The sequence below is a fragment of the Rhodococcus sp. O3 genome (assembly GCF_048897285.1).
Lineage (GTDB): Bacteria > Actinomycetota > Actinomycetes > Mycobacteriales > Mycobacteriaceae > Rhodococcus.
Map to the genome: position 1 here is coordinate 1 of NZ_JBMBTE010000055.1, position 13,152 is coordinate 13,152.

General features: G+C 69.2%; 17 protein-coding genes. 8 read left to right on the forward strand and 9 right to left on the reverse strand.

Annotated features, from left to right (window positions below):
* Both ACN675_RS16360 and carD read right to left on the reverse strand, forming a co-directional pair.
* On the reverse strand, nt 1–266 hold a 266-nt coding region (locus ACN675_RS16360), incomplete at its 3' end, for an IspD/TarI family cytidylyltransferase (protein ID WP_420751840.1).
* A gap of 33 nt (nt 267–299) precedes the next feature.
* Nucleotides 300–788, reverse strand: a complete 489-nt coding sequence (gene carD, locus ACN675_RS16365; RefSeq protein ID WP_068155544.1) for an RNA polymerase-binding transcription factor CarD — start codon at nt 786–788, stop codon at nt 300–302.
* Between the two features lie 290 nt (nt 789–1,078).
* Here carD and ACN675_RS16370 point away from each other — a divergent pair, with 290 nt between their 5' ends.
* The 3 genes from ACN675_RS16370 (at nt 1,079) to dinB (ending at nt 4,526) form a co-directional block, all read left to right on the forward strand.
* Nucleotides 1,079–1,711 carry a hypothetical protein gene (locus ACN675_RS16370; RefSeq protein ID WP_420751841.1) on the forward strand — a complete coding sequence of 211 codons (633 nt, stop codon included), beginning with the start codon at nt 1,079–1,081 and terminating at the stop codon, nt 1,709–1,711.
* A gap of 149 nt (nt 1,712–1,860) precedes the next feature.
* Nucleotides 1,861–3,249, forward strand: a complete 1,389-nt coding sequence (gene radA / locus ACN675_RS16375) for a DNA repair protein RadA (protein WP_420751842.1) — start codon at nt 1,861–1,863, stop codon at nt 3,247–3,249.
* 32 nt (nt 3,250–3,281) lie between these two features.
* The gene (gene dinB, locus ACN675_RS16380; RefSeq protein ID WP_420751843.1) at nt 3,282–4,526 is read left to right on the forward strand and encodes a DNA polymerase IV; all 1,245 of its coding nucleotides are present in this window, start codon (nt 3,282–3,284) and stop codon (nt 4,524–4,526) included.
* Nucleotides 4,527–4,535: 9 nt separating this feature from the next.
* On the opposite strand, the gene ACN675_RS16385 is transcribed toward dinB, so the two are convergent.
* Nucleotides 4,536–5,096: a PaaI family thioesterase gene (locus tag ACN675_RS16385; RefSeq protein ID WP_420751844.1), complete on the reverse strand. Its 561-nt coding sequence runs from the start codon at nt 5,094–5,096 to the stop codon at nt 4,536–4,538.
* A 96-nt stretch (nt 5,097–5,192) separates the two neighbouring features.
* Between ACN675_RS16385 and disA the strand changes: the two genes are divergently transcribed.
* A complete protein-coding gene (gene disA, locus ACN675_RS16390; RefSeq protein ID WP_420751845.1) occupies nt 5,193–6,275 on the forward strand; it encodes a DNA integrity scanning diadenylate cyclase DisA in 1,083 nt (360 codons plus the stop codon).
* A 34-nt stretch (nt 6,276–6,309) separates the two neighbouring features.
* Here the strand turns inward: disA and ACN675_RS16395 are convergent, their stop codons facing one another.
* Nucleotides 6,310–7,005 (reverse strand): hypothetical protein, encoded by a 696-nt coding sequence (locus tag ACN675_RS16395; RefSeq protein WP_420751846.1) that lies wholly within the window; start codon nt 7,003–7,005, stop codon nt 6,310–6,312.
* Nucleotides 7,006–7,062: 57 nt separating this feature from the next.
* Complete coding sequence (locus ACN675_RS16400) at nt 7,063–7,689, reverse strand: carbonic anhydrase (protein WP_420751847.1); 627 nt, start codon at nt 7,687–7,689, stop codon at nt 7,063–7,065.
* Between the two features lie 90 nt (nt 7,690–7,779).
* Here ACN675_RS16400 and ACN675_RS16405 point away from each other — a divergent pair, with 90 nt between their 5' ends.
* Nucleotides 7,780–8,709: an A/G-specific adenine glycosylase gene (locus ACN675_RS16405; protein ID WP_420751848.1), complete on the forward strand. Its 930-nt coding sequence runs from the start codon at nt 7,780–7,782 to the stop codon at nt 8,707–8,709.
* Here the strand turns inward: ACN675_RS16405 and ACN675_RS16410 are convergent.
* On the reverse strand, nt 8,667–9,413 hold the full coding sequence (locus ACN675_RS16410; protein WP_420751849.1) for an alpha/beta fold hydrolase: 747 nt from the start codon (nt 9,411–9,413) through the stop codon (nt 8,667–8,669). The genes ACN675_RS16405 and ACN675_RS16410 overlap by 43 nt on opposite strands.
* A 32-nt stretch (nt 9,414–9,445) precedes the next feature.
* Here ACN675_RS16410 and ACN675_RS16415 point away from each other — a divergent pair, with 32 nt between their 5' ends.
* The gene (locus ACN675_RS16415; RefSeq protein WP_068155559.1) at nt 9,446–9,751 is read left to right on the forward strand and encodes an antibiotic biosynthesis monooxygenase family protein; all 306 of its coding nucleotides are present in this window, start codon (nt 9,446–9,448) and stop codon (nt 9,749–9,751) included.
* Between the two features lie 75 nt (nt 9,752–9,826).
* Here the strand turns inward: ACN675_RS16415 and ACN675_RS16420 are convergent, their stop codons facing one another.
* Nucleotides 9,827–10,225, reverse strand: coding sequence for a nuclear transport factor 2 family protein (locus tag ACN675_RS16420; RefSeq protein ID WP_420751850.1), 399 nt, complete (start codon nt 10,223–10,225; stop codon nt 9,827–9,829).
* Nucleotides 10,226–10,353: 128 nt separating this feature from the next.
* Between ACN675_RS16420 and ACN675_RS16425 the strand changes: the two genes are divergently transcribed.
* Nucleotides 10,354–11,166: a helix-turn-helix domain-containing protein gene (locus tag ACN675_RS16425; protein WP_420751851.1), complete on the forward strand. Its 813-nt coding sequence runs from the start codon at nt 10,354–10,356 to the stop codon at nt 11,164–11,166.
* Between the two features lie 40 nt (nt 11,167–11,206).
* Here the strand turns inward: ACN675_RS16425 and ACN675_RS16430 are convergent, their stop codons facing one another.
* Complete coding sequence (locus tag ACN675_RS16430; RefSeq protein WP_420751852.1) at nt 11,207–11,917, reverse strand: DsbA family oxidoreductase; 711 nt, start codon at nt 11,915–11,917, stop codon at nt 11,207–11,209.
* Nucleotides 11,918–11,962: 45 nt separating this feature from the next.
* Nucleotides 11,963–12,400, reverse strand: coding sequence for an OsmC family protein (locus ACN675_RS16435; RefSeq protein ID WP_197252308.1), 438 nt, complete (start codon nt 12,398–12,400; stop codon nt 11,963–11,965).
* Nucleotides 12,401–12,549: 149 nt separating this feature from the next.
* Between ACN675_RS16435 and ACN675_RS16440 the strand changes: the two genes are divergently transcribed.
* Nucleotides 12,550–13,146, forward strand: a complete 597-nt coding sequence (locus ACN675_RS16440; RefSeq protein WP_420751853.1) for a TIGR03086 family metal-binding protein — start codon at nt 12,550–12,552, stop codon at nt 13,144–13,146.
* Nucleotides 13,147–13,152 lie beyond the last annotated feature (6 nt).

Below are 13,152 nucleotides of genomic sequence, written 5' to 3' on the forward strand. Positions count from 1 at the left end.
GCGCGCTCCGCACCACCGGCGACCACCGTGACGCGTCCGTCCGGGACGGCCCCGACGAGTTCGTCGACGGGCGTCCCGGCCAGTTCGGCGGGCACGACGATCACGACGCGGTCGACCGCGCCGGAGTCGATCATGGTGTGCACCGCACGGTCGAGCATCGTGCGGCCTCCGAGTTCGACGAACGCCTTGGGGAGCGATTCCCCCAGACGTACGCCGCGGCCGGCCGCCGGAATGATTCCGACGACCGGCCCGCTGCGATCGTTCAACTGCTGTTTTTCGATGTTCGCTGCTGCCACGCCTCAGGACGCGGCGGCGAGCACCTCGTCGAGCAGCGTCTCCGCCTTGACGTCGTCCGTTCCCTCGGCGAGCGCGAGCTCACCGACGAGGATCTGCCGAGCCTTGGCGAGCATTCGCTTCTCACCTGCGGAAAGTCCGCGATCCTGCTCACGACGCCACAGGTCGCGCACAACTTCTGCGACCTTGTTCACGTCGCCGGAGGCGAGCTTTTCGAGGTTGGCCTTGTATCGGCGCGACCAGTTGGTCGGCTCTTCCGTGTGCGGTGCGCGCAGAACCTGGAAAACCTTGTCGAGCCCTTCTTGCCCGACGACGTCGCGAACACCGACGTATTCCGCGTTTTCAGCAGGTACCCGTACGGTCAGGTCGCCCTGCGCGACTTTCAGAACCAGATATTCCTTCTGCTCACCCTTGATGGTGCGTGTTTCGATTGCTTCGATCAGCGCCGCACCGTGATGGGGGTATACGACGGTGTCTCCGACCTTGAAAATCATGTGTCCCGTGCCCCTTTCGATTCTTCGAGTTTAACACGCGACCACATTCGCCCCTCATCAACGGTGCAGGTCAGGGGCACCGACGCGTGCGCGTAGGGCTTGACATGCAACCGGTTCCGTGCATCTCGTGACTTCCGACACAGGCCGCCCAATATCATGGTTCGCGCAGCGCGCGCAGGCGTCGCCGTGCAATCGGTGTACCGCCAGAACGGCCCCGGGGAAGACTGCGCCGTCGGCAACTACTACTCTGCCTAGTGGATTGCGAGCCTTACTCGAGTGGAGGACAACCCGTGACTGCTCTGAACGCGCCGACTCGCCGAGTCGCGACTGCTCTCGCCCTGGCCGCCGGGGCAGCGCTCACACTGTCCGCATGCGGCGCCGGTCAGATCAGTCAGACCGCCACCCAGGTCGCGGCCATCAACGGCAACAGCGGCAACGTCGGCCAGATCGCACTGCGCAATGTGCACGTGATCTACCCCGATTCCGAGGAGTACTCCCTCGAACCCGGCGGCAAGGCCGCCCTCGGCTTCAGCATCGTCAACCTCGATCCGTACATCCCGGACAAGCTGACCGGCATCTCCACCGATTTCGCGGCCGCCGCGACCGGTGTCGGCGACCTTGAGATTCCCCCGGGCCGCTCCGTCGTCGCAGGTCTTCCGCCTGCCGAGGCCGCCGAGGCCGAGGAACTCGTCGTCGACGAGTCGCCGAAGCCGGCCGGTGACGAGGAGGAGCCCGACACCGCGGTGCCCGTCGCCGTCGAGCTGACCGGCCTGAAGGAGGGCGTCCGCCCCGGCCTGACCATCCCGGTCACCTTCACGTTCGCCGAAGCCGGCGACGTGACCATCAGCGTTCCCGTCGACGCGGGCCCGGAGATGGAGCGGAACCAATCCGACAAGTCTCCGGTGGTCGGCGAGGGCCACTGACCCGATCTCACACGGGGGCGGGGCCGGACGAGCATTGCTCGTCCGGCCCCGCCCCCGTTTCGGTGGAACAGCTGTGCTTGATTCGGTGGAACAGCTGTGCTTGATTCGGTGGAACACCGGTGTCGGTCCGCGCCTCTATCGTGCTGTTCGTGGCCAAGACGAAATCGATCTACCGTTGCAGCGACTGCGCGCACACCGTCGCGAAATGGGTGGGGCGCTGCCCCGAGTGCGGCACGTGGGGGTCGATGGACGAGACAGCGGCCGTTCCCGCCGCGGTCGCCGCGCGCCCGGGAACATCACTCGCGCGCGCCGGCGCCGCCGCGATCCTGCCGACCACACCCGCCACGCCGCTGACGCTCGTCGACGGCAAGGCCACGCACGCCAAACCGACCGGCATCTCCGAACTCGACCGGGTGCTCGGCGGCGGAGTGGTGCCGGGGTCGGTCGTTCTGCTCGCCGGTGAACCGGGCGTCGGCAAGTCCACGCTGCTCCTCGAGGTCGTGCACCGCTGGGCACAGCGCAGCCCCGACGACCGCTCCCTGTACGTCACCGGCGAGGAATCCGCCGGTCAGGTGCGGCTGCGCGCCGATCGCACCGGATCGGTGCACGAACGGGTCTTCCTCGCCGCCGAATCCGATCTCGCGACGATCTTCGGTCACGTCGAACAGGTGAAGCCGACGCTGCTCGTCGTCGACTCCGTGCAGACGATGCTCGCCGCCGACGTGGAAGGCGTCTCCGGCGGCGTCACCCAGGTGCGTGCCGTCACCAGCGCGCTGACCTCGCTCGCCAAGGCCAGCGGCGTCCCGGTGCTGCTCATCGGTCACGTCACCAAGGACGGCGCGGTCGCCGGGCCCCGATCGCTCGAGCATCTCGTCGACGTCGTCCTGCATTTCGAGGGAGACAAGCATTCGACGCTGCGCATGGTGCGCGGCGTGAAGAACCGGTTCGGGGCCGCCGACGAGGTCGGCTGCTTCGAACTGTCCGAGGACGGCATCGCCGGAGTCAGCGATCCGTCAGGCCTGTTCCTGCAGCACCGCACCGAGGAGGTCGCCGGTACCGCGATCACCGTGACCATGGACGGCAAGCGCCCGATGCTCGGCGAGCTGCAGGCGCTGGTGGTGCCCACCCACAACCCGTCGCCGCGGCGAGCGGTGAGCGGACTCGACTCCGCCCGGGTCGCGATGGTGCTCGCGGTGCTGGAACGTCGCTGCAGGATCCCGCTGGGTAAATGCGACGTCTACGCGTCGACGGTCGGCGGCATGCGGATCACCGATCCGTCCGCGGACCTCGCCCTGGCACTCGCGGTCGCGTCGGCGGTGCGCGAGAAACCGCTGCCGGCGGGCACGGTGCTGCTCGGCGAGGTCGGGCTCGCCGGTGAGGTCCGCCGCGTGTCCGGCGTGGGCCGGCGACTCGCCGAGGCCGGGCGGCTCGGATTCACCCGCGCGCTGGTCCCGCCCGGCACCGAGGGCGTGCCCAAGTCGGTGAAGGCGACCGAGGTGGGCAACGTCGGGCAGGCGCTGGCGGCGCTGCGGAACTAGGACCTGCACCTGTCGGGGTCGGATGCGAACATATGTTCGTGTCCGACGCGACGATCCTGCACGCCGACCTCGACGCGTTCTACGCGTCGGTGGAGCAGCGCGACGATCCGTGGCTGCGGGGCCGGCCGGTCGTCGTGGGCGGCGGGGTCGTGCTCGCCGCGAGCTACGAGGCCAAGGCGTACGGGATCAAGACGGCGATGTCCGGACGGGCCGCACGCGCGCTGTGCCCGGGCCTGATCTCGGTGCCGGCGCGCATGGACGCCTACACCCGCGCGAGCCGCGACGTGTTCGCCGTCTTCGACCGGACGAGCCCGCTCGTCGAAGGCATCTCCATCGACGAGGCGTTCCTCGACGTGGGCGGGTTGCGCCGGATCGCGGGCACGCCCCTGGAGATCGCGAAAAGGCTGCGCCGCGACGTCGCCGAGCAGGTCGGGCTGCCGATCACCGTCGGGGTCGCGCGCACGAAATTCCTCGCGAAGGTCGCCAGCGGGGTCGCGAAACCGGACGGATTGCTGCTCGTGCCACCGGACGGCGAACTGCAGTTCCTGCATCCGTTGCCCGTCGAACGCCTGTGGGGCGTCGGCAAGGTCACCGCAGCCACGCTGCACGCCCACGGCATCCGCCGCGTCGCCGACGTCGCGAGCCACAGCGAGAGCGACCTGGTGGCGTTGCTCGGGAAGGCCACCGGCCGCCACCTGCACGCACTGGCCAACGGCGTCGATCCCCGGGCCGTCCGCTCCCGGCGACGACGCCGGTCGATGGGAGCCCAGCACGCGCTCGGCCGCGGCTACCACGATCCGGACTCCGTGGCCGCGATCCTCATGCTGCTCGTCGACAAGGTCACCCGGCGAATGCGTGCGGCCGATCGGCTCGGCCGCACCGTCGTGCTGCGACTGCGCTTCGCCGACTACACGCGCATCACACGGTCGCACACGCTGCCGGTCGCGACCGCGCGCACCGACACCCTCCGCGACACCGCCCTGGACCTGCTGCATGCCGCGTGGCCGCTCGTCGCCGATCGCGGGCTGACACTCGTCGGTGTCGCGGTCACCAACCTCGACGACGAGGACACCGAACAGCTGGAGCTGCCGTTCGACGACATCGTCGAACGAAGCGGCGACGCCGCGGGCGAGGTCGTCACGCACCGGCCCATCGACCGGCACGCCCTCGACGCCGTGCTCGACGACGTGCACAACCGCTTCGGTTCCGGCTCTCTGACGTCCGCGACGCTCCTCGGCCGCGATCACCGCCCCGGGGTGCCACTCCTGCCGGACTGAGCCGGGGTTCTACACCGACGAGGTGCCGAACGGCGAGGTCGGGACGCCGTCGACGTAGTCCTTGGCCTTCTCGAAGTGCTCGGCACCGACCGTGAGGAACAGACCCCGGGACGTTGCGACCACGACGTCGGGATCTGCCATCGGACCTTCCACGATGCGGGCCTCCGCGCTCGCGTACACCTTGCGGCGCACCGTGCCGTCCAACCGGGCGCGGAACTCGAGCACCGAACCGAGCGGGATCGGCCGCGCGAAATCCACCTGAAGATGACCGGTGACGACCGGCTGCCCCAGCACCATGCACGCCATGCCCTGAACCTCGTCGAACGCGCTGGTCAGGATGCCGCCGTGGATGAAGCCCGGTCCGCCCTGGTAGTAGGTGGCGACGTCGAGGCGGCCGAGGACCTCGAGGCCCTCCCCGACCGTGCAGTGCAACTTCAGGCCGCCCGGCTGGTCGTCACCGCACCCGAAGCACTTGCTCCAGTGCTGGGGCAGTGCCTCACCCGGCCGGGGATGGTTCTCCGGAATCTCCGGAAGTACGAGGTCAGCGGGCAACGTCCAGGTGCTGTTCATGACGCAGTAATGTAGTTCCGCGATCGGCTGCCTCTGCCGGGTAGACCGTGCAATTGTGATTGCCGCCGCATCGGCCGCCCGAGGGAGGAGCAAGGTATGTCCGACGTGTCGTCCGCGACGCTGCGCGACACGATCGCCCGCCTCGCCCCCGGCACGGCACTGCGCGACGGGCTCGAACGAATCCTGCGCGGACGCACCGGCGGCCTGATCGTCCTCGGTTTCGACGAGCGGGTCGCGGCCCTGTGCGACGGCGGTTTCGAACTCGACGTCGAGTTCGCCCCGACCCGGCTACGCGAACTGTCGAAGATGGACGGTGCCGTCGTCGTGTCCACCGATGGATCCCGCATCGTGCGCGCCAACGTGCAGCTGGTTCCCGACCATCGCATCCCGACAGTCGAGTCCGGGACCCGGCACCGCGCGGCCGAGCGCACCGCGATCGAAACCGGCTACCCGGTCGTGTCGGTGAGCCAGTCGATGAGCATCGTGAGTGTGTACGTGGCCGGCCACCGGCACGTCATCAACGATTCCGCGACGATTCTGTCGCGCGCCAACCAGGCCGTCGCGACCCTCGAGCGGTACAAGGCGCGGCTGGACGAGGTCACCCGCCAGCTGTCCGTGGTCGAGATCGAGGACTTCGTGACGCTGCGCGACGCGCTGACCGTGGCCCAGCGCCTCGAGATGATGCACCGCGTGTCGGTGGAAATCGAACAGGACGTGCTCGAACTCGGCACGGACGGCCGCCAGCTGGCACTGCAGCTCGAGGAGCTGGTCGGCGACAACCAGCTGGCGCGCCAGCTCATCGTCCGCGACTACCTCGCCGGCACCGAGGCACCGTCGTCCGCCGATGTCGAACGCACCCTCGAGGTCCTCGAACACCTGACCGACGTCGACCTGCTGGACCTGACGGTCCTGGCCCGCGCCTTCGGATATCCGGGGACGATCGAGGCGCTCGATACCGCGATGAGCCCGCGCGGATACCGGGTCCTGCACCGGGTGCCGCGGCTGCAGACCGCGCAGATCCACCGGCTGGTCGGCTCGTTCGGGACCCTGCAGGGACTGCTCGCGGCGACCGCCGCGGACATCCAGTCCGTCGACGGCATCGGCGCCCTCTGGGCCCGGTACATCCGCGAAGGGCTGTCACGCCTCGCGGAGGCGTCCATCAACGGTCCGTACGACTGAGTTCGCTGTGCTCTAGGCGACCGAGTCGCTGTGCTCACGCGACGTTGAACGGCTCCGGGGTGCTGCGCAGCCCACCGAGCTGACCGACGACGCTGTATGCGCCCGGACCGACCGGTTCGCGCGGCTGCTGGCAGCCGGGCGCCGACGTGGTGCCGGACCACTTCACCGAGAACGCCGCCTGGTCACCCGGGGCCAGCGTGCGCACGTCCGCGGTCGACTCGGGGAAGCAGTCCGTGTTCGACCAGAATCGGGTCGCCCCGTCGAGGCTGTAGACCAGCACCTGCTGCAGGCCGGCACCGAGGTCGCGTTCGCACTGCTCGGTTCCGATATTGGTGATGACGATGGTGAACGCAGGTTCGTCGCCGACGCGATAGTTCGGCTGATCCGCGGTCACGCGAACCGCCAGCGACTGGTCGGGGCACTGCCCCGCGGCGACCGGCGTCGCGGTCGTACTCGAGGTGGTCGTTGCGGGCGCCGACGTTCCCGCCGACGACCCACCGCCCGATCCGGCTGCGGCCGGCTCGGCGGTGGCGTCGGCGGACGTCGTCGTGGTCGCCGTCGTCGACGTGACCTCGGCGGCGGTGTTCTCCGGCTCGGGGTCGTCACCGCCACCGGTCAGTGCCATTACCAGCCACACGACCAGGGCCAGCACGACCAAGCCGACACCCACGGCGAGTGCGCGGCGACGCCAGTAGATCTCAGGGGGCAGCGGCCCGTTCGGTTGAAGCACGCCTCACACGGTAGGTGCAGGTTCGGGCCGTGGCCACACCGAGGTCGGCGTGTCGCGTCAGTCGACCGTCACACCGATGTCGCCGACATGCTTGTGGAGCTTGACGCGACCGTCGGAGAGTGTGTAGGTGACGCCGACGATGGCGCAACGACCGGCCTCGACGCGATCAGCGATGATCCGCGACCGCTGCATCAGGAGCTTGGCGGTCTCGACGACGTGGCGTGCCTCGAGCTCGTCGGGATGGTTCAGCCCCTCGCTGCGGCCCATGAGGACCGACGGGGTAACCCGCTCGACGACGTCGCGGATGAATCCCGGAGGGACGTCGCCCTTGTCCAACGCGGACACAGTGGCCTTCACAGCACCGCAGCTGTCGTGTCCGAGGATCACGACGAGCGGCACGTTCAGGATCTCGACGGCGTACTCGATGGAACCGAGAACGGCACTGTCGATCACGTGGCCGGCGGTCCGGACGACGAACATGTCGCCGAGACCCTGGTCGAAGATGATCTCGGCGGCCACGCGGGAGTCGCCGCAACCGAACAGCACTGCCGTCGGATTCTGGCCACCGACGAGCTCTGTGCGGCGGTCGATGCTCTGGCTGGGGTGCAGCGGGACACCGGACACGAACCGCTCGTTACCCTCGGTCAGGGCCTTCCAAGCGGAGATGGGATTCGAGTTGGGCATGCAGCCATTATTCACCTGGCCCGATGTCGCTGATCGTTCGGTGTGATCAACGGCGCGAAACAATCTCCCGACACACCGATAGGAGATCTTGTGAGATCGACGGTCGACGTGCCCGCGCTGCTGCGCTGGTACACCGCCGAAGCGCGGGATCTTCCGTGGCGACGCGAAGGGGTCACCGGCTGGCAGATCCTCATGTCGGAGGTGATGCTTCAGCAGACACCCGTCGCCCGGGTCGCGCCGATCTGGGAGCAGTGGGTGCAGCGTTGGCCGGTGCCGTCGCTGATGGCCGCGTCGAGCCAGGCCGACGTGCTGCGGGCGTGGGGCAAGCTCGGCTACCCGCGGCGCGCGCTGCGTCTGCACGAATGCGCCGGGGTGCTCGCCGCCGAACATGGCGACGTGGTCCCGGCGGACGTCGACACGCTGCTGAGCCTGCCCGGCGTGGGCGCGTACACCGCGCGGGCGGTCGCGTGTTTCGCATACGGGCAGCGGGTGCCGGTCGTCGACACCAACGTGCGGCGGGTCGTCGCGCGGGCCGTGCACGGCCGCGCCGAACCGGGCAATCCGTCGACCACCCGCGACCTCGCCGACGTCGAGATCCTGTTGCCGCGCACCCGATCCCGGGCCGCGACGTTCTCCGCAGCCCTGATGGAACTCGGTGCGACCGTCTGCACCGCCCGCTCCCCCGAATGCGGACGCTGCCCGCTGCCGAGCTGCGCCTGGCGCGAGGCCGGCAGTCCCGCCCACGACGGCCCGCCGAAGAAGGTGCAGAAGTTCGCCGGGACCGACCGGCAGGTGCGCGGCAAGTTGATGGCGGTCCTGCGGGAGAGCGATGGCCCGGTGGAACGGGCGGCGCTCGACGTCGTGTGGCTCGTCGACCCGGGACAACGCGACCGCGCGCTGGATTCGCTGCTCGTCGACGGGCTCATCGAGCAGACCGCCGACGGGCGCTTCGCGCTCGCGGGTGAAGGTGCCGACGGTCAGTCGAGTTCGGTGAGGAATCCTTCGACGGCCACGCGGTAGTCCTCCGGCTTGTCGTCGTGGACGAGGTGGCCCGCTCCGGCGATCCGCACGTAGGACGTTCCGGGGCGTTCGTCGGCCATTCGCAGCATCTGGCCTTCGGGCGTGATGGTGTATTCGCCCTCGATGAGCAGCGTCGGCACCCGAACCGCGCGCCACTCGTCCCAGAAGTGCCGGGTGCCCCACTCCTCGGAGATGTCGCGGAACGTCGCGACGTCACCGTGCAGGTACCACCCGTCGTCGCGTCGTTCGAACGAATCGAGGAAGTATTGCCCGGCGACCGGCCCGAAGTAGTCGTGGACAGCGGCCTCGGTCGGAAACGGCTGCGGCCAGGCACCGATCACGGCCGCCCAATCCGCTGCGGTGCGGCCACGGAAGTCGGGGGCCATGTCCTCGAGGACGAGAGCCGCCACCCGGTCCGGATGCGCGGCGGCCAGGCACCACGCGTGCAGTGCACCCATCGAATGCCCGATGACGACGAGCGGTTCGTCGAATCCGGCGTCGTCGAGGTGCCGGGCGAGATCGGCCACGAACGCTTCGGTGGTCAGCTCGTCCGGGGCGGGTCGTCCGTGTGCGGCCGCGTCGAAGGTGTGGACGTGCCCGTGGTCGCGCAGCCACGGCACATGTCGCCGCCACGTGCGGGCGCTGCCCATCAGCCCGTGCAGCAGCAGGATCGGTCGTCCGGAACCACCTTCGTCGTGCAACACACCCGACAAGGTAGCGGAGTAGGCTCGCCGCCATGGCAGTCGTGAAGATCAACGCAATCGAGGTCCCGGAGGGCGCAGGCCCCGAACTGGAGAAGCGATTCGCGAATCGCGCGGGCACCGTGGACAAGTCGCCCGGATTCCTGGGTTTCCAGCTGCTGCGTCCGACCGCGGGCGAGAACCGCTACTTCGTGGTGACGCAGTGGGAGTCCGAGGAGGCGTTCGCGGCGTGGCGTGACGGCGATGCCCGTGCCGCCCACGCCGGTGAAGCCAAGAAGCCGGTCGCAACCGGTGCGTCGCTGCTCGAGTTCGAGGTCGTCCTCGACGTCAAGAAGTCCTGACCCACATCCGCTGAGCAGTACGACAGCCGCGCGCGTCCTCACGTGCGCGGCTGCCTTTTTCGGGGGGAACGCCCGTCAAGCGTGGGCGTCGAACCCGGCGGGTGGCCGATCGAGGAACACCGTCACCGCCCGGACTCGGCCGTCGTCCGCGACGGTGAGCACGTCCGTGCCCTCGGCGAACGAATCCCCCGTGGCCGTGACCAGTTCCCAGCTCAGCCTGGCCCGGTCGTGGTGGAGGTCCGGGGCGGTTCGCCGGCGGAACTCGTAGCTGCCCATGTGATCGGTGAACTGCCGGCGGAAGTCGACGAGCGCCGCCGAGCCCGTCAGCACTCCGACCGGCGCGCAGTATTCGACGTCCTCGACGAGGGTTTCGGCGGTGAAGGCGTCGTCGGCGCCCGGATTCCAGAATCGGACGTACCGCTCGATCGTGTCGACGAGCTCGGATCGTTCGCTCTTCGAGGTGGTTTCGGTCATGGGAATCACTGCCTCTCGGTGACGAGCCGCTTCGGTGCGGCTTCACCGATCCTGGACCGCTTCCGCGCCGCGCGTCGATGACCTCCGAGGTCATTGCAGCGCTGCGCGGACCCGGGCAGGGTGAGGTCATGCCCGCACAGCCAGCAATCCGCACGGAGTCGGTCGGGCCACTACTGCGGTCCTGGCGCGAACGGCGAGGCCGCTCACAGCTCGACGTCTCGATCGCCGCCGACCTGTCGACCCGGCATCTCAGCTACGTCGAAACCGGTCGATCGACACCCGGGAGGGGTGTCCTCGACAAGCTCGCCGACGAACTCGAGATCCCGCTTCGCGAGCGGAACCGGCTCTACCTCGCCGCCGGTTACGCCCCGGCGTACCCGGAGCGTCCGTTCGCGAATCTCGGCGCAGCGCGGAAGGCCGTCGAGGCTGTTCTCACCGGCCACGAACCCAACCCGGCGCTGGCGGTCGACGTCCGCTGGGAACTCCTCGCCGCGAACCGGCCCGCGCAGTCGATGTTCACGGACATCGCACCCCATCTACTCGAGCCACCCGTCAACGTTCTGCGCGCAACCCTGCACCCCGACGGTCTGGCCCCGCGAATCCGCAACTTCACCCAGTGGCGCGACCACATCCTGCGCCGGGTGCGCCGCCAGCTGTCCCGGACGGCGATACCGGAGCTACGCGAGTTGCGCGACGAACTCGCCGCCTACCCGGTGCCTGCGCACGAAGCGGCGGCCGAACCGGCGGCGGCCGACGACCTCGCGATGCCGCTCGTCGTGGAATCCGCGCACGGGAACCTGTCCCTGCTGTACACGACGACGGTGTTCGGATCCCCGTTCGACGTGACCCTCGACGAGATCGCGATCGAGACGTTCTTCCCGGCCGATTCCTCGACTGCGGCACTCCTCCGGGCAATGGCGGACCTCACGGTGCCGTCCTGAACGGTCACCGTGAGGTACCCGGCTCACACTGCGTACCGGCTCACACTGCGCAGCCGTCTCCCGCTGTACCCGTCACGTCGGCCGCGACCGTGTCCGCGGCATCGACATCGTCGACGGCACGCTGCAACAGCGCGAGGAACACGTCCTTCGGTTGGGCTCCCGAGACGGCCACGGCGCGATTCGCGACGAAGAACGGCACCCCGGTCACGCCCAGCGTGCGGGCTTCGAGCAGGTCGGCCCGGACCGCATCGGCGGCTGCGTCGCCGTCGAGGCCGGCACGGACGGTCTCCGGGTCCAGCCCGGCCGCCGCGGCGATCCGCACGAGTGTGTCGCGGTCGTCGACCACCTCGCCCTCGACGAAATGCGCGCGGAACAGCGCCTCGAGCAGCGCGTCACGCCGCTCGCCTGCAAGGTGCAGCAGCCGGTGCGCGTCGAAGGTGTTCGCCGCGATCACGGTGGCGAAATCGATGTCGAGGCCGTCCTGCGCCGCGACGTTCGCGACGTGCGCGAACATCTGCCGTACCTGCTCGGCCGGCATCCCCTTCATCTCGACCAGCGCATCGATCTCGGGGCGCCGCAGACCCGCCGGGGTGTCCGGGGCCAGCTGGTACGAACGCCAGGTCACCGACACACGGTCGCGGTGCTCGAACTCGCTCAGGGCATCGGCGAAACGCCGCTTCCCGATGTAGCACCAGGGGCAGGCGATATCGGACCAGATCTCGATCCGGGCAGTCTTGTCTCCGAAGTTCACGTGCCGGTGCAACAGCCACCGGCGCCGCGATGTTCCCCGGCCGGCTTACTCCAAGGCCGCGTCGAGGGTGATCTCCACTCCCGTGAGCGCCTTGCTCACCGGACATCCGGCCTTCGCGTCCTCCGCCGCCTTGCCGAATCCGGCGGCGTCGAGGCCCTCCACTTCACCGCGCACGGTCAGGTTGATTCCGGTGAGCCGGAATCCGCCCGCGGGATCGGGACCGAGCGAGACGTCGGCGGTCACCTCGAGACTCTGCGGTGTTCCCCCGGCCTCCGCGATGAGTGCGGACAACTGCATCGCGTAGCACGACGAGTGCGCGGCGGCGATCAGTTCCTCGGGACTGGTGGTGCCTCCGGCGTCGTCGGCGGCGCGCTTCGGGAACGACACGTCGAACGTGCCGCGCCCGGAACTGCTGAGCTCGACCTGCCCGGAACCATCCTGGAGGCCACCGTTCCATGCGGTGCGTGCGGTGCGTGTGGGCATTGCGCGATCCTCTCGACTCGAGTACGAACCTTGCCTTCGCTGCCGAAGCTACGCCGTAGCAACGAATACGGCTCCGGTTCCGGATTACCCGGAATCCGATGGTTCAAGTAGGACCGGATCCGTCCTGAATTCGGATGATCATCGTTCGCATGACAACCACGACAGCCGATACCCGTCCCCTCTACCGCGATGCGCTGGTCTGGGCACACGACCTGTTCGCCGGAGTCACCCCCGACCAGCTCATCGATCCGACCCCGTGCCCCGGCTTCGACGTCCGCACGCTCATGGGGCACCTCATCGCAACCGTCGAACGCGGTCGCGTCCTCGCGCTCGGCGAGGACATCACCGATGCGCCGGCGTTCGTCACCGGAATCGCCGACGACGCCTGGCCCACCACACTGCGCGAGACCGCCGACCGTTTCTGGCAGGTGTGGAACGACGACGCCGTGCTCGACCGTGCCCTCGCGGCACCGTGGGGCACGTTCCCGGGCCGCGACGCTCTCGTCGTCTGGTTGGACGAGGTCCTGGTCCACGGCTGGGACATCGCGGTCGCGACCGGGCAGCCGTCGGAAGCCGACCCCGCTCTTGCGGAAGCCGCGCTCGCGATGATGCAGACGGTGCTGCCGGAATCACCGCGCGGCGACTTCGTTCCGTTCGGGCCGGTGGTCACGCCTGCCGCGGACGCGGGCGCGACCGAGCGGCTCGTGAACTGGGTAGGCCGCGAGAGCGCCCCCTGGCGCAGGTAGAACGAT